This window comes from Alcanivorax sp. S6407 (genome assembly GCF_023016115.1).
In the GTDB taxonomy this organism is placed as follows: domain Bacteria; phylum Pseudomonadota; class Gammaproteobacteria; order Pseudomonadales; family Alcanivoracaceae; genus Alcanivorax.
The window spans coordinates 1,130,780-1,154,430 of the sequence record NZ_JALKBH010000002.1; the positions used below are offsets into that span (position 1 = coordinate 1,130,780).

The following is a 23,651-nucleotide window of genomic DNA, read 5'->3' on the forward strand; positions in this document are numbered from 1 at the left end:
GAAGCGCAAAGAATCGGGAACGAACGGAAGCACAGGCCAGCGCATACTGGCCTGCTTAATCCATTACAACAGCAATTGCGAGAAAGGATAAAACGCCAACGGCTCACCAGCCTCGAATGCTTTACCCACCGGCACCACAGCAAGGCCATCGGCCCAGACCGCAGAGCTGAGCATGCCGGAGCTCTGGTTCGGGTGTTGCTGCAGGCGCAGCTGCCCCTGATGATTGATACAGCGCACGCGAAGATATTCCTGCCGTTTTCCCGGTCGGGGCACAGCAAAATCCGCCGGCACAGTGAAGGGCTCCGGCAAGAAAGAGCTGGCGCCACAGGATTTGCGCAGGGCCGGCAACACCAGCATCAGGTAACACACCAGCACGGCGGAAGGATTGCCCGGCAAGCCGAAGAAAGGCAGGCCATCCACTTCACCAAAGGTGAAGGGCTTGCCCGGTTTGATCGCCAAACGCCAGAAATCCAGTTCCCCCTGGCTTTCCAGCACCGCTCGCAAATGGTCTTCCTCTCCCACCGAGACACCGCCAGTAGAAATGATCACATCCGGGCGGTGCAGGGGATCGGTGAGATAGCGCGTCAGGGTGCTGCGAATCAGCTCAGGATCATCCGCAAGATGCTCCCGTTGCACATTGGCAAACCCACTCTGAATCAACAACTGTTCCAGCTGAGGACCATTACTGTCGTAAATCTTGCCTGGCAGCGGGGCTTCCTCTGGTCCCTGCAACTCGTCACCGGTGGTCAGCACCAGGATACGCGGTGCGTTAACCGTGACCCGGGATTCCCCCACCGATGCGATCAAACCCACCGCCTGGGGCGTAAGGCGTTCACCGCGGGCCAGGACCACCTCATCACGGCGGGCATCCTGTCCCGCAGGGCGAATGTTCTGGCCTTCTCTGACGTTTTCACGAGCTGGCAGGCGCACCCGGCCATCGGCGATTTCACAGTCCTCCTGCATCAACACCGTATCGGCGCCGGCAGGCACCGGCGCGCCGGTAAAGATCCGCGCCACCTGACCGGGCATCAGGGTGCCCGGCGCATCACCGGCAGCCACCCGCAAATGCATAGGCAATGTCAGACCGGGCTCGTCCAGATCCGCATAGCGCATCGCCACGCCGTCCACCGCAGCGTTATCAAAGGCCGGCACATCCACCCGTGCTTTGACCGCACTGGCCAGATACTGGCCACGAGCCTCACTCAGCGCGATGCCACGTACGGCCTGAAACGGCTGTGCCGCTGCCAGCAGACGCTCCAGCGCCTCGCTGACCGGCATCAATGCAGGAGGCGCACTCATCGCCGCACCTGCCCGACAAAGTTGCAGGGGCGGTGGCGGGCATCCAGCTGCTCACGGATGATCCGGTCCCAACCGGTGGCACAGGCATTGTTGGAGCCGGGCAGGCAAAAGATGACCGTACGATTCGCGAGCCCGGCCAGACAACGGGACTGAACCGTAGAGGTGCCGATGTCCTCCACGCTGACCTGCCGGAACAGCTCACCAAACCCCTCGATATGTTTATCAAACAGCACCGACAGGGCTTCCGGGGTGGAATCCCGCCCGGAGAAACCGGTGCCGCCCGTGGTGAGAATCACCTGGATGCCCTCATCGGCAATCCAGTCAGACACCACCTTGCGCAGCTGGTAGATGTCGTCCTTGACGATCTGGCGGGTTACCAGCCGGTGCCCGGCCTCTTCCAGCCGACTCACCAGCAGATCCCCGGAGGTATCCGTTTCCGGGGTTCGGGTATCACTGACGGTGAGCACCGCCAGGGCCAGAGGCTCGAATTCCGCCGCAGGCTTGGTCATATCATGTCTCCTGTCTCTGCCTTTGATACTACCACGGGCAACCGCTCTGCGGCTGGGCAGAACAGCACGAATTGACCGTGGCCGACAGGGGCCTGTTCACCCTGTCTCTGCGAGCGTAAATTAAATCTATACATAATGTTTATCGGGAGATCGTGATGAATCGTATGGAAAGCGCCCAACAAGAGGCCAACCTGCTGCCCCGCATGCCGCAACGCAAGCTGGACGACATCCCCGGCGATTATGGCTGGCCCCTGCTGGGCGAAACGATTCCTTTCCTCAAGGACTATCACAAGCTGGTCACCGATCGTGCCAACAAATACGGGCTCGTCTTCAAGGGCTCGGTGCTGTTCCAGCGTGGCGTCACCCTGCTGGGACCGGAAGCCAACGAGTTCGTGCTCAAGGATCCCGATCATGTCTTTTCCAGCCGTGCCGCCTGGAATCCAATCCTGGAGAAGCTGTTTACCGACGGTTTGATGCTGAGAGATTTTGCCGATCACAAGTTCCATCGCCGTATCATGCAGCAGGCCTTTAAAAAACCCGCGCTGGCCAGCTACCTTGATCGCATGAATGCCCATATTGGCAGCGAGATTCAGCACTGGCCCACCGGCACAGAGATCAAGTTTCTCGACCACATCAAGACGCTGTTGCTGGATGTGGGCGCGCAGATTTTCTTTGGCCTGGAGATGGGGCCGGAATCCGACAAGGTGAACCAGTCCTTTATCGATGCGACTGAAGCGTCGCTGGCGGTATTACGTGTAGAGATTCCCGGCACGCTCTGGCATCGCGGCATGAAGGGCCGTCGCTATCTGGAAAGTTTTGTTACCCGACTGATTCCGGAAAAGCGCAACAGTGATCAATCCGACTTTTTCACCGAACTGTGCAAGGCTGCCGACGAAGAAGGCGGGCTCAGTGATCGCGATGTCATGAACCACATGATCTTCCTGCTTTTCGCTGCCCACGACACCACTACCAGCACGCTCTGCTCGGTGATCTACATGCTGGCCAAACATCCGGAATGGCAGGATTACCTGTTCGAGGAAATGCAGGCACTGGACAAGAACGAGCTGGAGTATGACGACCTGGCGAAACTGGAAAAGACCGGCTGGGTGTTCAAGGAAACCCTGCGCATGCGCCCACCGCTTACCACTTTCCCGCGCCGCACCGTCAAGGAAGTGACCTTCAAGGGCTACACCCTGCCGCGCAACACCCTGGTCAATGTCTCCACCCTTTACACCCACTACATGGACGAATACTGGAGCCATCCGCACACCTTCGATCCGGTGCGCTTCAGTGATGAGCGAGCCGAACACAAACAGCACTTCTATCAGTGGCTGCCCTTCGGCGGCGGCCACCACAAATGCCTGGGCCTGAACTTCGCCGAACTGCAGACCAAGACCTTCCTGTTCCACTTCCTGAAACAGTACAAGGTCAGCGTCAAACCCGGCTACGAAGTCCCCACCCAGCAGGTGCCACTGATCATGCCGAAGGACGGGTTGCCAGTGACGATTGAGAAGCGATAAAAACTGCAAGCCTCAAGCTACAAGCTGCAACGCGGAGAATTTCCTTAATCACTGAAACGCATGAGGCCGCGCCCGAAATCCGGGCGCGGCCTCATCGCTAATAAAACAGAAAACCTGGCTCGCGTTTTAGCTTGTAGCTTGTAGCTTGTAGCTTGTAGCTGATTTTATGATTGCTGGAACAAATGCACATCCCGCTGCGGGAACGGAATGGTGATGCCGGCCTTGTCGAAGGCATATTTCACCTGCTCGAACAGGCCGAAATATACCGGCCAGTAATCTTCCGTATTCACCCACACCCGGGTCAGCATGTTGATGCTGCTGTCGGCGTGTGCGGAAACGAAGATGTTGGGCGCGAAGTCACCATCGGTGAGGATACGGTCATCGGCGTCAATCACGGACTGGATCGCCGCTCTTGCCCCTTCAATGCTGTCGCCATAGCTGATGCCAAATTCGATATCCACCCGGCGCTGCGGCTCACAGAAGATGTTCTTGATGCAGCCGTTGGACATCAGCCCGTTTGGAATCACGATGCGCTGGTTATCCATGGTCATCAGGATGGTGGTGAAGATCTGGATGTCATGGACTCGCCCCAGGTGCCCCTGGGCTTCGATGACATCCCCCACCCGATAGGGTTTGAAGAACAGGATCAGCACACCGCCCGCCAGGTTGCCCAGGCTGCCCTGCAAGGCAAGACCAACGGCCAGACCGATGGCACCCAGCATGGCAATGAAGGACGTGGTTTCGATACCTACCATTCCTGCCACCGCCACCAGCAGCAGGATCTTCAGCAGCACATCCACCAGGCTGGTGAGAAATTTCTGTAACGAGTCATCGATAGACCGATGACCCAGCACCGCGTTCATGCCCTTGCCGATACGTTTGATGATCCAGAAACCGACGATCAGGGTAATGATCGCCAGCACCAGTTTGGGCAGATACATCATACCCAGCTCAATCGCCTTATCGAGATAAGGCTGGATCTGTTCCATCTCCATCGTTCCTTCCTTTGGTAAAGTCAAAAGAGCTTTAAAATATCACCAAGCCGGCACCCGCCAACCCCACCCGGGGCTGAATTTGCAATTTTTTTTACTTGCCGGGGCATGCAGGGCCACCGGGCGAACCGCTATACTGCCCGCACAGCCACAACCCGACACAAGCCGACTGACCACCATGAAATACGCCATTCTCCCCGTCACCCAGTTCCAGCAGAACTGCTCCTTCCTCAAATGCGAGACCACTGACAAGGTCGCCATCGTCGATCCCGGCGGGGATCTGGACAATATTCTGGAAGCGCTGAAACAGGTAGGCGGCACCCCGGAGAAGATTCTGGTGACCCACGCGCACCTTGATCACGTGGGCGCGGTGGCCGAACTGGCCGAGGCTCTCAACCTGTCCATTGAAGGCCCCCACAAGGAAGACCAGTTCTGGATCGACATGCTGCCGCAGCAGGCACAGATGATGGGTTTTCCGCCCTCGCGCCCGTTTACCCCCGATCGCTGGCTGGATGACGGCGACACCGTGACCGTGGGCGAAACCGAATTTGAAGTACGCCACTGCCCCGGCCATACCCCGGGCCATGTGGTGTTCTACCAACCGGAAAGCAAGCTGGTGGTGGTAGGTGATGTGCTATTCAACGGCTCCATTGGCCGCACCGATTTCCCCAAGGGAGACTTCGACACCCTGATCACCGCTATCAAGGAGAAGCTGCTCACCCTGGATGATGATGTCTCCTTCATCCCCGGCCACGGCCCCATGTCCACCATTGGCCATGAACGGGTCAACAACCCCTTTGTCTCCGGCAAGCACGGTTAAGCGGCATGGAATCCATTGCCATGAAGTGGCTGCTGACGGCCATTATCGTTGTGCTCGGCTGGGCCCTTTCCGCCCTGCTGCGGGGCGTCACCAAGCGGTTGGGGCGTCGCCGGGAATTCAGCAAGGCGCGCATCTTCCAGACGTCCGTTGTCATCAACGCGGCCTGCCTGGTAATCAGTCTGATTGCCGTTGGTGTGCTGTGGGGCCTGAAAGGCGACGGTCTGATGGTGTTCGCCACCTCGCTGATGGCCCTGCTCGGTGTGGCATTGTTCGCCAGCTGGTCCATGCTCAGCAACGCCACTGCGGCCATCATCCTGTTCTTCAGCGCCCCCTATCGGGTCGGCGACCGCATCCGCCTGCTGGACGGCGACAACACCGTCACCGGGCAGATCCGCCACATGGGGCTGATCTTCATCACCATTCAGGATGAACTGGATCATCGCTACACCCTGCCCAACAACCTGCTGCTACAGAAAACCGTGATTCGCCTGAAGAACGACACCCTGCCCAGGGACCAGAAACACGTACGGGCGGATTGAGACAGGAGCAAGCTACAAGCTTCAAGCTGCAACACGGGAGAAGGTTTGGGGTTCCGGAAGTACAGAGGCCGCGCCCATGATTTGGGCGCGGCCTCCAGCGTTTCAAGAGCGAATTAACCTTGCCCGCGTTGCAGCTTGAAGCTTGTAGCTTGCCCCTCGTAGCTCATAGCTGATTTTCACATCCGATACCCCAGACTCAACATGTACAGGGTCCCCTCATAGGGAAAATCCGCGATGGAATCATTGAAATCCATCTTCACCGCCTGCTCGCGCACCACCAGCCCCAGTTCCGCATTGCCGGCCAGGGAAAAGATCAGCCCGGAGGACGCGTAAGCGCCATAACCGAAGCTGGTGTCACGCTCATCGCCGTTAATGATCACTGTACTGCTCAAAGGCTGCGGGAGCGTCTCTGGCTTGTCCTGTTTCAGGGAAGCCACCAGCAGCATGGGACCAGCGGATACATAAAGCCGGGCATGCTTGCCAAGCACCACATCGCCATAGCCGCCCAGCAAGGTGCCGAAGACAAACAACTCGTTATCGATCTTCACGTTCACAGTCGTCCCGCCATCCACTACGGCGGAATAACTCACCCTGTCGTTCTGCCAGCTGACCAGGGCGCCTCCCTCATAGCCATAACGAAAGCGCTGGCCACCGAGCACCTTCTGCACCCCGGCCGTAAAGAAGGGCAGATCATCATATTCACCGGTCAGCGGCTGATCCCCGGCATACAGGACCGTTTCACTGTCCTTGAGCTGTAACTGGCCCGCCTGAAGAAAGCCGTACTGTGGTGCACCAGCCCACAGCTGGCCACAGCCCAACAGCCCCAGCATGGCAATCCAGCTCCGCTTGCCCATATCCTGCACCCTCGCTTCTCCACTTCGAAAACAGCTTAAAACAGCCTTGCGCAGAAAATCACGAAGCGCTTACGACCATCGTCATAGTTCGGTAAAGTAACCCCACTGGAAACGGTTCTGTAAGGACTCCCCATGCGCCCATTCGCATTTCCCCTGATACTCGCCCTCAGCCTGCTGGCCGGCTGCCAAAATCCCTCGTCGTCAGCCGTCCTGCCCGACGCCTGTTCCCAGCCTCCGGAATCCGGTATGTGCAAGGCAGCATTTACCCGCTACTACTATGACGCTGACAGCAACAGCTGCCAAAGCTTCATCTGGGGAGGCTGCAAGGGCAGTGTGCCGTTCGAGACCCGGGAAGATTGCGTCAGCAGCTGTAATGCTGTCGACAGCGAAGCCAATGCCCCCTATTCCGCCAAGGGAGCCCCACAATGACCGACACCTCTCGTACCAGCATGGCCAGACTGGTCTATGTCTTGCATCTGGTGGGATTGATTACCGGCGGCCTGACGGCCATTGCCGGCGTCATCATTGCGCACCTGAATGCCGCTGATGCGCCACCACCGCTGCGCGAGCATTTCCGCTTCCAGTACCGAACTTTCTGGATCGGCCTGCTGTATTCCTTTATCGCAGGTATCACCACCGTGGCCTTTATTGGCTGGCTGCTGATGGTGGTCATCAGCATCTGGTGGATTGTGCGCTGCGCCCGGGGCCTTGGCGCCCTTAACCGGGATGTGGCTCCGAACAACGTGGACGGCTGGGGCTTCTGACCCACTGTCATCTAAACGACACCTTTTCCCGCCAGACTGGCGGGCTACCGTACCGAGGAGAAACCATGCAGTCGCTGCGCCTGACCGCTGTCACCCTGTTTGCCCTGTTCCTTTCCGCCTGTGCCCGAAGCCCGGTGGTTCAGCTCTATGAGGGCCCGGCCCAGTCTGACAACAAGGTCGTTACCGTTCGCGTCCCCAGCCAGCTGGAAGTATTCACCATCAATGGCAAGGAGGTGGACGGGGTCAATACCTTCTTCGCCACAGACTTCAAGGATCTCAAGCTGACCCCGGGGCGCTATGAAATCCTCGCCTACTACAAGGAACTGTGGCAGCTGGATGCGGATAACCACGAGATTGTGAAAACCAACCCCGCCAACTTCATTGTCGACGGCAAACCCGGTGAGATGTGGGTACTGGGCTATGAGCAACCGGCGGACGTGGAAGCTGCCCGCGCCATGGAAGAAAGCTTTAGTGGCTGGTCTGAAAATGCCGTCAGCGGCGAGAAAGTGGCAGCCGAGCAATCCCAGCTGATCCTCAAGCGTGGATTCCTGGCACCGGTCACCGGCGAAGAGCTGGCTACCCCGACCAGCAACACCGTGGCCCCGCAAGCCGCTGCCGCACCCGCCGCGACCCCGGCGGAAACGGCTACCCCGGCCGCCAGTTATCTGGACACCCTGAAAGCCCAGTGGAACCAGGCCACCCCGGAAGAGCGCCGCGAATTCCTGCAGTGGATAGCGGAATAACGCAACACGCGGCACGCTTCACGCAACACGCGGGTGCGGCCTTGAAGGCCCCCCGCTCCTTCCCTGCTATCCCGCGTTCAACTTTAAACTTTGAACTTTCAACTGCCTTTGACTTTCATAGCTCATAGCTCGCAGCTGCCCTACTCTCCCTGAATCGTCGCCACCACCCTTCTCGCCCCGCCGTGATCCCGGTGCTCACAGAGGTAAATTCCCTGCCAGGTGCCAAGAGCAAGGCGCCCGTCGCTGATTGGCAGGCTTAGCGACGGCCCGATCAACACACTCTTGATATGCGCAGGCATATCGTCCGGGCCTTCCAGGGTGTGCTCATAGTAAGGCGCACTTTCCGGCACCATCACATTAAGATGACGCTCCAGATCTCCGCGCACATCCGGATCGGCATTTTCATTGACCGTGAGTGACGCCGACGTGTGCTGGATAAACAGATGTAGCAGGCCGACATTCACCTCAGCCAACTCCGGCAGCTGTTCCAGCACTTCACGAGTGATCAGGTGACAACCCCGGCGCCTGGCGGAGAAAGTAAGGTGTTTCTGTTTCCACATGGCAGTATCCCGATACCGTTGGCTTCGTCCTGTTTTGACCTTGGCTTGCCGTTGATTCAACGGCAGACTCAATGACAGACAACAGGAGTCAGCATGAAACTGAATGGCCAGACCATTGTACTCACCGGCGCTTCCAGTGGCATTGGGGCGGAAGCCGCCATCCTGATGGCGAAGCGTGGCGCCAGGCTCTGTCTGGTGGCCAGGCGGGAAGAGCAACTGCGTGACGTTCAGCAACGGGTGGAGGCAGAGGGCGCCTATGCCGCCATCTACCCCTGCGACTTGAGCGACAGCAAATCCATTGAGGCCTGCGCGTTCCGGATTCTCGCCGAGCAGCCCCAGATCGACGCTCTGGTGAACAATGCGGCCCATTCCATTCGCCGCCCCATTGAGCAATCCCTGGATCGGCTGCATGATTTTCAGCGCACCATGCAGCTCAACTATATCGGCGCCGTGGCGATGACGCTGAAGCTGTTGCCCCGCTTTCTGGAACAGGGCCACGGCCATGTGGTGAACATCTCCAGCCTGTCCACCCAGATTCCCATTCCGCTTTTCTCCGCCTACCTGGCCAGCAAGAGTGCGCTGGAGTCATTTACCCGCTCCCTGCAGGCGGAGATGGGACATCAGGGCATCACCACCACGGTGGTGTACTTCCCCATGGTGCGCACCCCCATGTCATCGCGCACGGCAATCTACAAATACATGCCCATGATGGATGTGAAGAAAGCCGCCGGCTGGATCGTGGAAGCCTGTGAAAAGCGCCCGGCACGCATCGCCCGGCCCATGGGCAAACTCGGCAGCCTGCTCCTCGCCGCCGCCCCCGGCCCCATCACCAAACTGCCCCAGCCCCTGTTCCGGGGGATGGATCAATTGCTGGCGAACCGATTGAAGAAGAAGGGGTAGAAGCAAGCGACAAGCTTCAAGCTGCAACGCGATAAAGACTGGATGCGACCTCGAACTCAGTGCCCGCGATTAAAGTACCACTCAGGCAAGACAAGTCTCCCATGGACGCTATTTGAGGTGTTTGTGGGAGAGCCAGCTTGTCTGGCCGAAGGGTGTGGCTTCAACACATCCTCGCGGGCAGGGCCTGCCAGTTTCCACCCATTTCTCTCGCGTTGCAGCTTGTAGCTTGTAGCTTGTAGCTTGTAGCTCAATTGACCACATTCGTCGGCGTTCCCGCCTGCCAGTTCCGGATATTGCTCACCACGCCATCCAGCAACCGCTGCCGGCATTCGCGGGTTCCCCAGGCGTTGTGCGGGGTGAGGATCAGGTTGGGAATATCATCGGCCAGCAGCACATGATCCCGCGGGGGCGGCTCGACGCTGAGCACATCCAGCCCGGCACCGCCCAGTTGTCCGCTACGCAGTGCCTGCGCCAACGCGGGCTCGTCCACCAGACCACCCCGGGCGGTATTGATCAGCAGTGCACCCGGTTTCATCTGCGACAGGAAGGCAGCATCCACCAGCTTGTCGGTCTGTGTGGTGAGGGGGCAGTGCAGGCTTACCACATCCGCCTGTGGCAACAACTCACTCAGCGGGAGCCGATCCTGATGGCTGTTGCCGCTGAACGATTGCGCCACCGCGATTTTCATGCCGAAGGCTTCCGCCAGCCGTGCGGTCTCCCTGCCGAGATCACCATAACCAATCACCCCAAGCGTTTTCCCTGCCAGCTCCATGATCGGATAATCCAGCAGACAGAATTGTCGGCCCGCACTCCAGTCTCCCCGCTTCACGGCCCGGTCGTACCGGAAACCATGCGTGGCCAGGGTGAGCATCAGCATCAAGCTGTGTTGCGCCACCGACGCCCGGGCATAGCCGGACACATTACACACCACAATGCCTTGCTCGCGGGCGGCCACCAGATCCACATTATTGGTACCTGTGGCACAAATACAGATAAGCTTGAGGGACGGACAGGCGGCAAGAGTATCGGCATCCAGCACCACCTTGTTGGTGATCACCACGTCGATGCCCTGCAAACGCTCAACCCGCTGTGCCGGGACGGTAAAGGGGAAGAAGGTCCAGGACATCAGTGCGTCGAGGGCACCGAAGTCCAGGTCATCGGGGTTGACGGTTTCCGAGTCGAGGAAAACACCCTGCATGCTCAATGTCCTTCAGCGTGAAGAAGAAAAAGGGAATGCGCCCATGCTAACGGATCTGCTGGTAAAAATGGGGATTTCGCCACCGCAGCAGGACTGGCAGAAACCGGTGATTGGTGTCAGCGCCTGCCTCACTGGCCAGAAGGTACGCTACGACGGTGATCACAAGCACAACGGCATCGTCATGCATCAGCTCACCCCCTTGCTGCGCTTTCGGGAAACCTGCCCGGAAGTCAGCATCGGCCTGCCGATCCCTCGTCCGCCCATCCAGGTGGTTCAACTTGGTGATGCTCAGCGCGTGCAGGCGGTCCACGATCCTTCCCGGGATTACACCGAATCACTTGAGCATGTTGCCGAGCAACTGGGTGAGCCGCTGTGCGGATTCGTGCTCAAGGCCCGTTCCCCCAGCTGCGGTCATCTCACCACCCCGTTGCATGACGAACACGGCAACGACATCGGCACCGGCTCCGGCGCCTTCGCCCGTAAACTTCACGATCTCTACCCGCGCATTGCGCTTGCCAACGAAAGCGACCTGGAAAAACCCACCTTCCTTCAGCAGTTCGTGATTCAGGTATTCTGCTATCAGCAGTGGCACCACAACGACCACCAGGGAAGCTGGCTACAGGAAAGACTGGAAAAAAGCGAGTTGCTGGATGAGCCGCTGCGAACCAATGTGCAGCATTACCTTTCCCGCCTCAGCAAAGCCATGCACTAACATTCCTACAGCGCCGCTGTAGGAGCGCATCTTGAGGCGCGAACCGTGCGAAGCACGGAATCGACCGCAGGGCGATCAGGCTTGTCAGAGCTACTGACGTCTGAATAGAACTATTCAGGAAAGACCTGTTGTAAACCATGACGAAATCTCTCGCCAAGGCTCGGATTCGCACCTCAAGAGGTGCTCCTACATTCGAGGTAAGAATAGCCGTAGGAGCCAGCCTGCTGGCGATGTTTTGCTTTTTAAAGAATCAGCGTCAAACCGCCGGTCAAAATGGCGAAGAAAATCGACAGGCCAATCAGCGTTCCCCAGGGGAACGGCTTGGGTGGTGGTTCGATTTCCAGTTGTTCTTCCAGGTAGCGGCGTAGCAGGGCGGTGTTGCGGGTGTTGGCCTTGTAGATGGCATCGAAGGCATCCCCCACCACTGGCAACAGACCTCCGGCGAAATCGATGAGCATGTTGCGCACCATACGCAACTTGACCTTGTTACTGGCCCCCACCCGCTGTGCTTCAATCAGCACATAGCTGGAAAGCGCGAGGCCCGCCACATCACCGATCCCGGGAATCAGGCCAATCAGGGCTTCGGCACCGAAACGGAATTTAGTGAAAGGAATGCCGATACTGCTGTCGGTAAAGCGGCTGAACCTGTCCAGCCGCGCCAGCGCTGCGCGCTGTTTTTCTTCACTGACCGCCATCAGATCTCCACGAACAGCTGACCGTTTACTTCGCTTACCGGCCAGGTCTCAAGGCTCTTCTCACCGCGTACCACATTCAGCAGCTGCACCCCGGGCGGGAAGTTGGCCCACTCTTCCACTTCACCGGTACGAATATCGAAGCGGGCACGGTGCAGCGGGCACTGCACACATTTGTCGTCGAGAATCTTGCCCTTACCCAGAGACGCAAAAACATGGGGGCAACGGGCCTGAGTAGCATAGAAACCATCACTCAGGTGATACACCACCAGCTTGGTTTCCCCGGCCTGCATGGCCTTGCTCTTTCCTTCCGGGATATCACTGCTGGCACAGAGTTCGTAACGCATCTTGCTCTCCTTGCTGGCTGGAAAAATAAGCTACTAGCTTCGAGCTTCGAGCTGCTACCCCCCCCTGTAGGAGCACCTCTTGAGGTGCGAACCTCGCGCAGCGAGGCGACCGAAGGGAGGCTGTTTCCTTAAGATCCGCCGAATCCGGAAATATCTGATCGCTCTTCGGCCGATTCCGTTCCTCGTTCGAAGCGTCCGGACAAGCTGAGATCCCGCAAATTGATAAGCGCCTCTGGAATCCTTACCTCGCTTGGGCTCGGATCGCCTGCAGGCAGGCTCCTACAGCAGCTTCGTAGCAGAACCGGGAACTTTTCCGGGTTCCCCTATCGAATCAGGCGTAGCTTGTAGCTTGTAGCTTGTAGCTTGTAGCTTGTAGCTCGTAGCTCGTAGCTCGAAATCATTCCAGATAGGTATACCCTGCCAGCCCTTCGCGTACCAGTTCGATGAAGCCATCCTGCTCTTCCGCGCTCAAATGCGCCTGGCGACAGTTTTGCTCCAGGGTCTCCAGCAGACGCTCAGGATCATAGTTTACATAGCGCAGTACCGAGCTGACCGTGTCGCCCTGAATGGCATGGTCAAGGACGATCTGGCCGTCCGCGGTCACATCCACATCCACCGAATCGGTATCACCGAACAGGTTGTGCATGTCGCCGAGAATTTCCTGGTAGGCACCCACCATGAAGATGCCCAGATGACCATTGATGTCGTCCGGCAGCGGCAGGGATGACTCCACACCCTCACCATCCACAAACTGGTCGATGCGGCCATCGGAGTCACAGGTGATGTCCTGCAACACCGCCCGGCGGGTCACCGGCTGATTGAGGCCGGACAGCGGCAACACCGGGAACACCTGATTGATACCCCACACATCCGGCACCGACTGGAACACGGAGAAGTTGACGAACAACTTGTCCGCCAGGGTTTCATTGAGGTTATCCAGCAGCTCTCGTTGCTGCTTGCGCAGCGGGTTGAGCCGGGCGCGCAGGGCCAGCAGGCAGTTGATGTAGAGCTGTTCGCCACGGGCACGGGCATCCAGCCCGAGATCGCCCGCCAGGTAGCGCTGATGAATATCCTGCCAGGCGCCCACCACCTCGGAGAATCGCTCCAGCAGATTACCGGCCTTGCCCTGCAACTGCTGCTGAAGCTCCCAGAGCTGATGCAACTCAACCGCATCCTCCTCACCGGGGGCAGCGACGGCCACCGGCGACAGGGACTCCTGGTCGGTAATGTTCACCAGCAGCACCGCATGGTGCGCCGTCAGGGCCCGGCCAGATTCGGAAATAATGTTGGGCTCGGGTAGCCCGCGTTGCTGACACTGCTGCTGCAGGGTCTGCACGATATGGCGGGCATAGTCGGCCACTCCGTAGTTCATGGAGCAATAGGAACGCGAGTGGGTACCCTCATAGTCCACGCCAAGCCCGCCGCCCACGTCCACGGTTTCCACCGCCGCACCCAGCGCGCGCATCTCTGCGTAGTAACGGGCCGCTTCGCGCATGCCCGCCTTGATGTCCTGAATGTTGGCCACCTGGGAGCCCAGATGGAAATGCAGCAACTTGACGCAATCCAGTCGGCCCGCCTGACGGCAATGCTCAATGGCGCTCATCAGCTGCGGCGCGCTCAAACCGAACTTGGACTTCTCGCCACCGGTATTCTGCCAGTTACCCTTGCTGATGCTCATCAACCGCACGCGCAGACCGATACGCGGGGACACACCCAGCTCATCGGCAATGCTTAGCAAGGCCGGCAGCTCGGACATCTTCTCCACCACGATATGCACATGGCAGCCCAGTTTCTCGCCCATCAGCGCCAGGCGCAGGTATTCGGCATCCTTGTAGCCATTGCAGACGATGGTATCGCCGGGCCGGGACAACGCCAGCACCGCCAATAGCTCCGGCTTGGAGCCGGCTTCCAGACCGATGCGTTCGCCATCCTCTCGGGCACGAATGATCTCGTGTACCACACGGCGTTGCTGATTCACCTTGATCGGATAGACCGGAGTGTACTGCCCCTGGTAGCTCTGGCCATCGATGGCCTCACGAAAGGCCCCCGCCAGCTGCTTGACCCGCTGGCGCAGGATACCGGAAAAACGTGCCAGCACCGGCGCCCGCAACCCGGCCGCCCGGCAGGCCTCCAACACGGCTTCCAGGGTAGCTTCGCCGCCCTGTTCACCATTGGGTCGCACACACAACTCACCGCCCTGATCGATGCGGAAGTAGCTGTCACCCCAGCGGTCTACATTGTAGATATCGCTGGCCGGTACGGAGCTTGAATCGGTCATTACCTGTCCTGTTAACGCTGACATGCAAGACGCACCACCGTGGCGCGCTCATGGCCGCCATTATGCCTGCCCGCCGCCGTCCGTCGCATCCCTTTTTGGGGCCGGGATTCAACCTTTGACAGGGGGGGCAGAGGTCTTACAATCGCGACTATTAACCACCCCGGGGGCAGTTATGCTCCCACCCACTGGAAAGGCCCATGAGCAGCACCCAAGATAACTGGTTTTACGAGCACTTTGACACCGCTGGCACCGCCTTCGGCCTGCGTCTCAAGCAGAAGCTGGAAGAGGTACAGACCGAGTATCAGCACATCGAGATGTGGGAAACCGACAGCTTCGGTTACCTGATGACCATCGATGGCGCCACCATGCTCACTACCCGCGACAATTTCCTCTACCACGAGATGATGTCGCACCCGGTGCTGTTCAGCCACGCCAACCCCCAGCGCGTGGTCATTATTGGTGGCGGCGACTGCGGTACCCTGCGCGAAGTGCTGCGTCACCCCGGTGTGGTCAAGGCCACCCAGATCGACATCGACGAGATGGTCACCCGTTACTCCGAGAAATACTTCCCGGAGCTGTGCGAGTCCAATGACGACCCCCGCGCGGAACTGCTGTTTGAAGACGGCGTGCAGTACATGCAGAACTGTGAAGATGGCAGCGTGGACGTGATCATTGTGGACTCCACCGACCCGGTGGGCCCTGCGGAAGGCCTGTTCAAGGCAGACTTCTTCCGTGACTGTCACCGTGTGCTGGCCGAAGGCGGCATCATCGTGCAGCAGTCCGAATCGCCGCTGCTGCACAGTGACACCATCATCAAGGACCTGCACGCCAATATGCGTGAAGCCGGGTTCACCAGCACCCAGACCCTGCCGTTCCCGCAACCGGTTTACCCGAGCGGCTGGTGGAGCTGCACCATGGCCGGCAAGAACACCAATGTGGGCGAGTTCCGCGAAACCGATGCCACCGGCAAAGGCTTCGACACCCAGTACTACTCCGCCGCCATCCACAAGGGCGCACTGGTACTGCCGCCGTTCATGACCGCAGCGATCGAAAGCTAAAAGCTACGAGCTACGAGCTACGAGCTACGAGAAAAAAGAATGCCCCTGTCTTCGCGAGAAGCAAGGGCATTTTTATGGCCGCTCTGCGGCTGCAAAACGCTTCACGCATCACGCGACACGCAAATCCGGAATCGCACTTTGAGTACGTAGCGCAGCGGAGTAACGCACGGAGGCTGCCCGCAGGGTGAGCGAAGCGAATAACCTGCTTTCACGTGGAGCGGTTTTGGGAGAGGCTGGGAATAACTTCGTTTGCAAGCAAACTCCCACATCCATATCAAAAACCCCGTCGGCCAATCCCGCCTCCCCCCGAAGAGACACGGGTTTTTCGCTGTTAACTATTCACTATTCACTGTTAACTCTATTCGCCCTGACTTCCAACATGCGCCAACACCAGCTCTGCCAGCCCCTCTGAATTCCCAAAGTAATCCAGCAACGTGATGTCCAGATCAGGAAACCGCTCACGCGCCTCCTCAATCTGTGCAGGAATGTCGCGCCCCACATGCTTTCCCTTGTTGAAGAATAGTGGATACAGCTGAACGGTCTCCACCGGCTGATGCTCGATCTGCTGGATCGCTTCGATCAGCGACGGCCTGGCCAGCTCCAGAAAACAGGGAATCACGGCCGCATATTCCTGCCCATTGGCATGGGCCGCTTCCGATACTCTCTCTACCAGAGCGCGGAACTCATCATTAGCCGTCTCACTGCGGCTGCCATGGGCCATGATCAGCAGGGCTTTGGACATGATATCTCCTGAATAAAACCTTTGTGACGATATTTAGATTTTCGAGTTTTTGCTAACGCTTATAGATGCATAGTGGGCATGCGAGTGACGAATTTCGAGTTACGAAGGTCAAAACCCATGGTCGAAATCGGGCTTTCATGAGCATTGCTTTTCGAAACTCGTTACTCGCAACTCGCTAATGTTCCTATTCTAGCTGCTTCCTCGATCACCAGAGCGTGACGGCGCGCCAGTGCGTACCGATCATCATCGTAGCCACCACCGATCACCGTGGCCACCGGAATGCCTTTATTGCGACAACGCTGGATCACACCGCGATCCCGGTCGGCGATCCCTTGCAGGGAAATAGCCAGAAGCCCCAATGGATCCTGCTCATAGATATCAACACCGGCATCATAGAGCACCAGGTCTGGCTGAACGCGTTCCAGCAGCCCCTCCAGCGTCTCGAAGACCGTATCGAGATAATCCCGGTCGGTCATCCCCAACGGCAGCCCCACATCCAGGTCACTCTCCATCTTGCGCACCGGGAAATTCTTTTCGCAGTGAATCGAGCAGGTAAAGACTCGTGGCTCTTCCGCCAGCATAGCGGCTGTACCGTCACCCTGGTGGACATCGCAGTCGAAGATCAGGATCTTTTCGACAGCCCCACTGGCCAGCAAATGCTTCGCGGCAAAGGCCAGATCGTTGAAGATGCAGAAGCCAGAACCAAAATCATAGTGAGCATGATGGGTACCGCCCGCCAGATGGCAGGCCAGGCCATGCTTGAGCGCCAACTGCGCGGTGAGTAGCGTGCCCATGGGCGCGATACAGGTACGCCGCATCAGCCCCTCGCTCCAGGGCAACCCCATCCTGCGCAAGGCCTTCTGATCCAGGGAGCCACTGACAATGGCCTCCACATACTCAGGACAGTGAGCCAGCCCCAGCAACGACGGTCTGGCCCGTCCGGGGCGAAACTCGTTATTCCGTTGAGCAATACCCGAACTGCGCAGATGCTGATGCAGCAACGAAAACTTCTCCATAGGGAAGCGATGTTCGCCGGGAAAGGGGAAGCTGTAATCAGGATGGTAGACGAGGGGAAGCATGGGATTCCCGGTTTCGGGTTTACGGGCATTGTGGCTGGCAAGGTGTCACGGGGCAACGGGCGAGCCGAAGATGCCTGATCGCCCTGCGGTCGATTCCTCACTGCGCAGGTTCGCGGCCGAACGGCGCTCTGGAATCTCTACCCCGCTGAGACTCGGATCGCCATGCAAGCATAGCTCCTACACGAGGCATCAGATCCTGCTGGTCGCCGAACTCGACGATTTGGAAGGCTTTTCCATTAACCAATAAACCCGGGAACTATTTGGGGTTTTCCTTTCCAATCAAGGGTAGCTTGTAGCTTGTAGCTTGTAGCTTGTAGCTTGTAGCTTGTAGCTTGTAGCTACAATAACCACTTCAACCCAAGATAGATCTGGTTACGAGCATTGCCGATGATCACATCCCCGTGGGCGAGACTCAGATTCTCGACAGGTCTTTCCAGGATACGGGTGACACTGAAGCGTGCCTTACGACGGCTCAGATAGACCAGGCGCAGGATCGGGTGCCAGCCCGGCTTCTTCCACAGCCCGCCGATTTTCAGGTACCAGCGGGTAAAACCATGATCGCACTGGTTGAAATTCTCGATCAGGTCAGCCGCGATCAGGGTTTTGCTGGCGACATGATAGAACACGGTTTCGTTGAGCATGGAGCCTTCGATGAACACCAGCTCGAAGTCGTTACCCCAATCCGGATGCGGCGTCTCCGACAACTGTGCATCAAACTGAAGATCCTTGCGCTTTTTGACCAGCTTCGCCGGCCCGTGCAGTAACGCCTGGGGATAGCGTGCTTTCACTTCCCCCGCAAACACATGGTGGAACAGGTTGGGGCAAACGATATGTCTGACTTCACCCAGCGCATCCAGCTCGGCAGCCAGCACATCGTCCACCGGGATCGGAGAATGCAGCAGCAAGCCACCTGAGGACAGTTTCACCACGGTCATGCGCGTCCCCACATGCAACCCCACAAAGGTATGTGGCACGGACACATGCCAGACGGCATCGGCAAGCGGTTGAAGACGTGACATCAGTTTCTCCTTTTAGTTGGCCCTGAGAGGATCGAGCAGTTTTTCCGTGCCATCCATTTTCAGCATCAGCGCCAGCGCCATCAGTCTGCCCAACTCCCCTTTCGGAAAGCCCTTGTCGGCAAACCACAACAAATATTCCTCGGGCAGATCGATCAGCACCCGTCCCTGATATTTACCGAAGGGGATGGTGCGTTCCACCAGTGCCTTGAGGTCTTCCTGTTTGAAATCCATTACTGCCTGATATCTTTTGTAGGTGCCAGCCTGCTGGCGAAAGCGGGAATCAGTTTAAAGTTGAAAGTTCAAAGTTGAAAAGCGCGGGCAAGGGCCTCGTATTTGAAACTCTGAACCCGCGCCCTTACCGGTGAACGCGGGCACAGCATTGCAAAACCGATCACTTTCTCCGCGTTTGAACTTTCAATTTTGAACTTTCAACTCGCCCCACAGCCTACCCCGCACACCCTCAGCCGTCGACGTCTTCATGCCGGCAGCCTTCACCGGGCCATTCCACCTCGATGGTGGAGTGGGCAAAGCCGAAATCCAGCACCAGTGCCCGGAACTGCTGTTTCAGTTCCAGCACCTGATCCACATCGAGTGCCCCCTGCAATTCCACATGGGCGCTGAACACATGATGCTCGCCATCCAGACTCCAGACATGAACGTGATGCACGCCACCCACCTGCGCCGGCTCACACAGCTGGCTGACCAGCTGCTGCACATCCACATCGGAAGGCACCGCCTGCAGAAACACCTTCAATGACGCCCACAGGTTTCGCGCCACGTTAAAGAGGATAAACAGGGTAAAGCCGATGGACAGGATCGGGTCGAGAATCGGCACCTCCCAGAACATCAGCACCACAGACACGATCAGCACAGCCACCCAGCCCAGCACATCCTCCAGCAGGTGCCAGCGAATCATGCTGGCATTCATGGAGGACTGGCGCAGCAGCCGCCAGGCACCAAGACCGTTGACCACCACACCCAGCACCGCCAGCCACAGCATGCCAGTGGCATCCGGCATTTCCGGGGCCCACAGGCGCGGCACCGCCTCACTGATAATGAACACGGAACCGACAATCAACACCACCGCATTAATCACCGCCGCCAACACCGACAAACGCTGGTAACCGTAACTGAAATGGGCATCGGCCTTGCGCTTGCTGGTCTTGCCCAGCACCCAGCCCATACCAATCGCCAGGGTATCCCCCAGGTCATGCACGGCGTCGGTAAGAATCGCCACCGAATTGACCATCAGGCCGCCCACGAACTCGATGATGGTGAAGGTGAAATTCAGCCAGAACGCCACCGCAATGGCCTTGCCTTCTTCATCGCCATGATGATGGTGAGCGTGGTCGTGGCCATGGGAATGCCCATGCATCAGCGTACCTCCATGAGGGTTTTCAGTGGCTCGGGAATAGCCATGGGCTGCAGCGGGCTCACATTGGCGCCGCCAGTGTTGCCCTCCGGCACCCACAGCCGGGACATCAGCAGCGCCGCCGGCAGGCGCAACCATTGGCCGCGAACTTCCCGCCAGTCACGCTGCCGCCAGCCCACCTTGAGCATCCACCAGTGACTGAGGGTATGCGCCCGGGTGCTGCGCTGGCCGAGAATATGCGCCTGCTCGAGAAAGGTGAAGGCCTGCTGCCATCGCCGTTGGTGATAAGCCTGTTGGGCTAACGCCATACGCTGCCGAAACGCCTGTCGCTGTGTGTCATTCATACTGCTCTCCCTGTGCTGTTGTGCCATGCCTCCATTAAAAAAGCTATAGTCACTATAGATTCAAGCCCCGGGAGAAAAATCATGAGCACCCTGTTTTCCATCGGCACCCTGAGCCGGGCCACCGGATGCAAGGTGGAGACCATTCGTTACTACGAAAAAATCGGGCTGATGCCGGAACCGGCACGCAGCGAGGGAGGACAGCGCCGCTATCATCAGCGCCACCGGGAGCGGCTGCAGTTTATCCGTCACGGACGGGAACTGGGGTTCACCCTGGATGATATTCGTGAATTACTGGCACTGAGCGCATCGCACCAGCATGCCGACAGCATTGCACGGCGCCACCGGGACGCCGTGCAGGCACGGATTCGCTCACTCACGGCCCTTCGTGATGAACTGGACCGGATGATCGCGGACTGCAGCCATGGACAGGGCGGTGAGTGCCGGGTCATCGAAACCCTGAGTGATCACGGCCACTGCCTGGCAGAGCATCATCAGGACGACTGAAGTTTATCCAGCGTCCGGGTGTCGAAATCGGCCGCGTCGTGACGCTCCCACAACTGGCTGGAAGGCTCACCCCAGGCGCGATTGACCTTGCGGCCTCGCTGCACCGCAGGCCGCTGGGCAATCAGATCATTCCAGCGCAGCACATTCTTGTAGGTGTGCGCCTCAATGAATTCTGCTGCCTCATATACCTTGTTGGTGACCAGTGCGCCGTACCAGGGCCAGATGGCCATGTCGGCGATGCTGTATTCGCTGCCGGCAATGTACTCGTTGTCCGCCAGCTGACGATCCAGCACGTCCAGCTGCCGCTTGATTTCCATGGTGTAGCGGTTGATCGGGTACTCATACTTTTCCGGGGCATAGGCGTAGAAGTGCCCAAAGCCGCCCCCCAGCATGGGCGCGCTGCCCATCTGCCAGAACAGCCAGTTCATCACTTCCGTGCGTGCCGCCGGTTCCGCGGGCAGAAACTCGCCAAACTTTTCCGCCAGATACAGCAGAATGCTGCCGGACTCGAATACCCGTTGCGGCGGATCAACACTGTGGTCCATCAGCGCCGGAATCTTGGAGTTGGGGTTCACTTCCACAAAGCCGCTGCCGAACTGGTCGCCATTCTGAATGTTGATTAGCCAGGCATCGTATTCGGCATCCTGATGGCCCTTCTCCAGCAGCTCCTCAAGCATCACCGTGACTTTCACGCCATTGGGAGTCGCCAGTGAGTAAAGCTGCAAGGGATGCTTACCCACCTGCAGCGCCTTGTCATGAGTCGGGCCGGCAATGGGGCGGTTGATATTGGCAAACTTGCCGCCGCTTTCCTGATCCCATGTCCAGACTTTCGGCGGGGTATAGGTATCGTCAGTCATGAAGCGCTCCGGGCCCTGATCAATGTGGATACCCACTATGGATACCGCATGGCGCTGAAACAAGTTGAAAAATCAGAACAGACTCTTCAACTGATTCAATCCGTTTTCCCGGCCGGGGCCGCCTGATCATGCTGCTGGACTTCCCAGAGGTGGGCATAGAGCCCCCCCCGGGCCAGCAGCTCCCCATGACTGCCCTGCTCGGCCACCTGGCCCTTGTCGAGTACGATGATGCGGTCCGCATCCATGATGGTGGACAGGCGATGGGCAATCACCAGGGTGGTCTGCTGGTGGGAAATATCCCGGATCGCCTTGAGAATGATTTTCTCGGAATGACTGTCCAGCGAAGACGTGGCCTCATCAAACACCATGATAGGCGGATGCTTGAGCAACGCCCGGGCAATGGACACCCGCTGCTTTTCGCCGCCGGACAGTTTCAGCCCACGCTCGCCCACCATGGTGGCTTCGCCCTTGGGCAGCGAGGCAATGAAGTCGGACAGGTAGGCCAGCCGAATGGCCTCACGGACTTCCTCATCGCTGGCGTCGATACGACCGTAACGCACGTTCTCGAAGATGCTGGTGTTGAACAAGACGGTGTCCTGAGGCACCACACCGATCTGTTGCCGCAGCGACTGTTGGCTCACTGAATGTATTGGCTGACCATCAATGCAGATTTCCCCGCGGACCGGGTCATAAAAGCGGAACAGCAATTTGAACAGGGTGGACTTGCCGGCCCCGCTGCTGCCCACAATGGCCACCTTCTGTTTTGCCGGCACGGTAAAGTTGATGCCCTTAATGATCTCGCGCCCCTCTCCGTAGCTGAAATGCACATCGCGAAACGCAATCTCACCACGACTCACCTGCAGCTCAACGGCATCGGGCTGGTCCACCACCCCCGGAGTCACCTCCAGAATCGCAAACATGTTTTCGATATTGGTCATCGCGCCTTTCATTTCCCGATACACGAAGCCGAGAAAATTCAGCGGCATGAACACCTGCATCATGAAGGCATTGATCAGAACGAAATCCCCCAGGGTCATCGACTGGTTTGTCACTTCCACCGCCGCCAGCACCATGGCCACCGTCATGGCCGCCGCGATGATCAGGGATTGCCCGCCATTGAGGGCAAACAGGGACAGACGATTCTTGCGCCTGGCCTGCTCCCAGCGGGCCAGGTTCTCGTCGTAATTTTCTGCTTCGAAATTTTCGTTGGTGAAATATTTCACCGTCTCGTAGTTGAGCAGACTGTCGATGGCGCGAGTACTGCTGGATGATTCTGCCTGATTGGCCTCGCGAATGAAGGCCAGCCGCCATTCCGTGGCATACACCGAAAAGCCCACATAGGCGACCACCGACAACGCCACGATCAAGGCAAACCAGACATCGTAATTCCACAGCAACAGGCCTATCACCATGCCGATTTCCAGCAAGGTAGGCAGAATATTGAACACCATGAAGCGCAACAGGAAGCTGATGCCATTGGTGCCCCGCTCGATATCCCGGGACAGGCCACCGGTGCGGCGGTTGAGATGGAACTCCAGGTCCAGGGCATGCAGATGACGGAACACCTTCAGTCCTACCCGGCGCATGGCCCGCTCGGTAACGCGACCAAACAGGGTGTCGCGCAACTCGCCAAACAGCACATTGGAAAAACGCACCACACCGTAAGCCAGCAACAAGCCCAACGGCAGGGTGATCAGCTGGCTGGCGCCGTCCGCATCCAGGTCATCGACGATGTGCTTGAGAATGAACGGCAGGCCAACACTGGCCAGCTTGGCCAGCACCAGACAGGCCACCGCCAGGGCAATGCGCGCACGGAATTCCAGCAGATAGGGAAACAGGGTTTTCAGTACCGACCAGTCGATGGGCCTGGGGGTCACGTCCTGGCTCATGCCGCGCATAGGTGCACCTGTTTCACAAGAATGGGCTGCGCAGTATAGCAGCCCATTCTT

At 58.3% G+C, this 23,651-nt stretch carries 27 protein-coding genes; 10 read left to right on the forward strand and 17 right to left on the reverse strand.

Features of this window, described 5'->3' with window-relative positions; translation table 11 throughout:
* Positions 1-63 precede the first annotated feature (63 nt).
* Together glp and moaB are read right to left on the reverse strand one after the other, a co-directional pair.
* On the reverse strand, positions 64-1,299 hold the full coding sequence (gene glp / locus MWU49_RS08400; RefSeq protein ID WP_246970526.1) for a gephyrin-like molybdotransferase Glp: 1,236 nt from the start codon (positions 1,297-1,299) through the stop codon (positions 64-66).
* Positions 1,296-1,808 (reverse strand): molybdenum cofactor biosynthesis protein B, encoded by a 513-nt coding sequence (gene moaB / locus MWU49_RS08405; protein ID WP_246970528.1) that lies wholly within the window; start codon positions 1,806-1,808, stop codon positions 1,296-1,298. The genes glp and moaB overlap by 4 nt, the downstream gene beginning before the upstream one ends.
* A gap of 155 nt (positions 1,809-1,963) precedes the next feature.
* Here moaB and MWU49_RS08410 point away from each other — a divergent pair, with 155 nt between their 5' ends.
* Entirely contained in the window at positions 1,964-3,328 is a 1,365-nt protein-coding gene (locus MWU49_RS08410) for a cytochrome P450 (protein WP_246970530.1), read from the forward strand.
* 164 nt (positions 3,329-3,492) lie between these two features.
* Here the strand turns inward: MWU49_RS08410 and MWU49_RS08415 are convergent, their stop codons facing one another.
* Positions 3,493-4,317, reverse strand: coding sequence for a mechanosensitive ion channel domain-containing protein (locus tag MWU49_RS08415; protein WP_246970532.1), 825 nt, complete (start codon positions 4,315-4,317; stop codon positions 3,493-3,495).
* A gap of 181 nt (positions 4,318-4,498) precedes the next feature.
* Here MWU49_RS08415 and MWU49_RS08420 point away from each other — a divergent pair, with 181 nt between their 5' ends.
* Both MWU49_RS08420 and MWU49_RS08425 read left to right on the forward strand, forming a co-directional pair.
* Complete coding sequence (locus MWU49_RS08420; protein WP_246970535.1) at positions 4,499-5,140, forward strand: MBL fold metallo-hydrolase; 642 nt, start codon at positions 4,499-4,501, stop codon at positions 5,138-5,140.
* A gap of 5 nt (positions 5,141-5,145) precedes the next feature.
* The gene (locus MWU49_RS08425) at positions 5,146-5,679 is read left to right on the forward strand and encodes a mechanosensitive ion channel domain-containing protein (RefSeq protein ID WP_246970538.1); all 534 of its coding nucleotides are present in this window, start codon (positions 5,146-5,148) and stop codon (positions 5,677-5,679) included.
* A gap of 176 nt (positions 5,680-5,855) precedes the next feature.
* Here the strand turns inward: MWU49_RS08425 and MWU49_RS08430 are convergent, their stop codons facing one another.
* The gene (locus MWU49_RS08430; protein ID WP_246970540.1) at positions 5,856-6,533 is read right to left on the reverse strand and encodes a hypothetical protein; all 678 of its coding nucleotides are present in this window, start codon (positions 6,531-6,533) and stop codon (positions 5,856-5,858) included.
* 132 nt (positions 6,534-6,665) lie between these two features.
* Here MWU49_RS08430 and MWU49_RS08435 point away from each other — a divergent pair, with 132 nt between their 5' ends.
* The 3 genes from MWU49_RS08435 to MWU49_RS08445 all read left to right on the forward strand — a co-directional run bounded on the left by MWU49_RS08435 (position 6,666) and on the right by MWU49_RS08445 (position 8,040).
* Positions 6,666-6,962, forward strand: a complete 297-nt coding sequence (locus MWU49_RS08435; protein WP_246970543.1) for a BPTI/Kunitz domain-containing protein — start codon at positions 6,666-6,668, stop codon at positions 6,960-6,962.
* A complete protein-coding gene (locus tag MWU49_RS08440) occupies positions 6,959-7,297 on the forward strand; it encodes a hypothetical protein (protein ID WP_246970546.1) in 339 nt (112 codons plus the stop codon). The genes MWU49_RS08435 and MWU49_RS08440 overlap by 4 nt, the downstream gene beginning before the upstream one ends.
* A gap of 65 nt (positions 7,298-7,362) precedes the next feature.
* Positions 7,363-8,040: a DUF2057 family protein gene (locus MWU49_RS08445; RefSeq protein WP_246970549.1), complete on the forward strand. Its 678-nt coding sequence runs from the start codon at positions 7,363-7,365 to the stop codon at positions 8,038-8,040.
* Between the two features lie 140 nt (positions 8,041-8,180).
* Here MWU49_RS08445 and MWU49_RS08450 read toward each other — a convergent pair whose 3' ends face one another.
* A complete protein-coding gene (locus MWU49_RS08450) occupies positions 8,181-8,600 on the reverse strand; it encodes a secondary thiamine-phosphate synthase enzyme YjbQ (protein WP_246970552.1) in 420 nt (139 codons plus the stop codon).
* A gap of 93 nt (positions 8,601-8,693) precedes the next feature.
* On the opposite strand from MWU49_RS08450, the gene MWU49_RS08455 reads away from it, so the two are divergent.
* Entirely contained in the window at positions 8,694-9,500 is an 807-nt protein-coding gene (locus MWU49_RS08455) for an SDR family NAD(P)-dependent oxidoreductase (RefSeq protein WP_246970555.1), read from the forward strand.
* A gap of 247 nt (positions 9,501-9,747) precedes the next feature.
* On the opposite strand, the gene MWU49_RS08460 is transcribed toward MWU49_RS08455, so the two are convergent.
* Positions 9,748-10,698 (reverse strand): 2-hydroxyacid dehydrogenase, encoded by a 951-nt coding sequence (locus MWU49_RS08460; protein WP_246970558.1) that lies wholly within the window; start codon positions 10,696-10,698, stop codon positions 9,748-9,750.
* Here MWU49_RS08460 and MWU49_RS08465 point away from each other — a divergent pair.
* Entirely contained in the window at positions 10,697-11,410 is a 714-nt protein-coding gene (locus tag MWU49_RS08465; protein WP_246970560.1) for a DUF523 domain-containing protein, read from the forward strand. The genes MWU49_RS08460 and MWU49_RS08465 overlap by 2 nt on opposite strands.
* Positions 11,411-11,652: 242 nt before the next feature.
* Here MWU49_RS08465 and MWU49_RS08470 read toward each other — a convergent pair whose 3' ends face one another.
* The 3 genes from MWU49_RS08470 to speA form a co-directional block, all read right to left on the reverse strand.
* Positions 11,653-12,105 (reverse strand): DUF4112 domain-containing protein, encoded by a 453-nt coding sequence (locus MWU49_RS08470; RefSeq protein WP_246970562.1) that lies wholly within the window; start codon positions 12,103-12,105, stop codon positions 11,653-11,655.
* On the reverse strand, positions 12,105-12,449 hold the full coding sequence (locus tag MWU49_RS08475; protein ID WP_246970565.1) for a Rieske (2Fe-2S) protein: 345 nt from the start codon (positions 12,447-12,449) through the stop codon (positions 12,105-12,107). The genes MWU49_RS08470 and MWU49_RS08475 overlap by 1 nt, the downstream gene beginning before the upstream one ends.
* 397 nt (positions 12,450-12,846) lie before the next feature.
* Positions 12,847-14,727, reverse strand: coding sequence for a biosynthetic arginine decarboxylase (gene speA / locus MWU49_RS08480; protein ID WP_246970567.1), 1,881 nt, complete (start codon positions 14,725-14,727; stop codon positions 12,847-12,849).
* Positions 14,728-14,924: 197 nt separating this feature from the next.
* Between speA and speE the strand changes: the two genes are divergently transcribed.
* Positions 14,925-15,785: a polyamine aminopropyltransferase gene (gene speE / locus MWU49_RS08485; RefSeq protein ID WP_246970569.1), complete on the forward strand. Its 861-nt coding sequence runs from the start codon at positions 14,925-14,927 to the stop codon at positions 15,783-15,785.
* A 358-nt stretch (positions 15,786-16,143) separates the two neighbouring features.
* Here the strand turns inward: speE and MWU49_RS08490 are convergent, their stop codons facing one another.
* From MWU49_RS08490 to MWU49_RS08515, 6 genes are all read right to left on the reverse strand, one after another.
* Positions 16,144-16,527: a CbiX/SirB N-terminal domain-containing protein gene (locus MWU49_RS08490; protein ID WP_246970572.1), complete on the reverse strand. Its 384-nt coding sequence runs from the start codon at positions 16,525-16,527 to the stop codon at positions 16,144-16,146.
* 161 nt (positions 16,528-16,688) lie between these two features.
* Positions 16,689-17,606 carry a histone deacetylase gene (locus MWU49_RS08495; RefSeq protein WP_246970575.1) on the reverse strand — a complete coding sequence of 306 codons (918 nt, stop codon included), beginning with the start codon at positions 17,604-17,606 and terminating at the stop codon, positions 16,689-16,691.
* Between the two features lie 338 nt (positions 17,607-17,944).
* A complete protein-coding gene (locus tag MWU49_RS08500; protein WP_246970578.1) occupies positions 17,945-18,625 on the reverse strand; it encodes a DUF4336 domain-containing protein in 681 nt (226 codons plus the stop codon).
* A gap of 12 nt (positions 18,626-18,637) precedes the next feature.
* Positions 18,638-18,856: a DUF3820 family protein gene (locus MWU49_RS08505; RefSeq protein WP_246970580.1), complete on the reverse strand. Its 219-nt coding sequence runs from the start codon at positions 18,854-18,856 to the stop codon at positions 18,638-18,640.
* Between the two features lie 229 nt (positions 18,857-19,085).
* The gene (locus tag MWU49_RS08510) at positions 19,086-20,000 is read right to left on the reverse strand and encodes a cation diffusion facilitator family transporter (protein WP_246970582.1); all 915 of its coding nucleotides are present in this window, start codon (positions 19,998-20,000) and stop codon (positions 19,086-19,088) included.
* Complete coding sequence (locus MWU49_RS08515) at positions 20,000-20,341, reverse strand: DUF3703 domain-containing protein (protein WP_246970585.1); 342 nt, start codon at positions 20,339-20,341, stop codon at positions 20,000-20,002. Before MWU49_RS08515 ends, MWU49_RS08510 begins: the two co-directional genes overlap by 1 nt.
* Before the next feature lie 81 nt (positions 20,342-20,422).
* On the opposite strand from MWU49_RS08515, the gene MWU49_RS08520 reads away from it, so the two are divergent.
* Positions 20,423-20,845, forward strand: a complete 423-nt coding sequence (locus MWU49_RS08520) for a helix-turn-helix domain-containing protein (protein ID WP_246970587.1) — start codon at positions 20,423-20,425, stop codon at positions 20,843-20,845.
* Here MWU49_RS08520 and yghU read toward each other — a convergent pair.
* Both yghU and MWU49_RS08530 read right to left on the reverse strand, forming a co-directional pair.
* Positions 20,833-21,702: a glutathione-dependent disulfide-bond oxidoreductase gene (gene yghU / locus MWU49_RS08525; RefSeq protein ID WP_246970589.1), complete on the reverse strand. Its 870-nt coding sequence runs from the start codon at positions 21,700-21,702 to the stop codon at positions 20,833-20,835. The two genes, MWU49_RS08520 and yghU, sit on opposite strands and share 13 nt — an antisense overlap.
* 95 nt (positions 21,703-21,797) lie before the next feature.
* Positions 21,798-23,600, reverse strand: coding sequence for an ABC transporter ATP-binding protein/permease (locus MWU49_RS08530; RefSeq protein WP_246970591.1), 1,803 nt, complete (start codon positions 23,598-23,600; stop codon positions 21,798-21,800).
* Between the last annotated feature and the right edge of the window lie 51 nt (positions 23,601-23,651).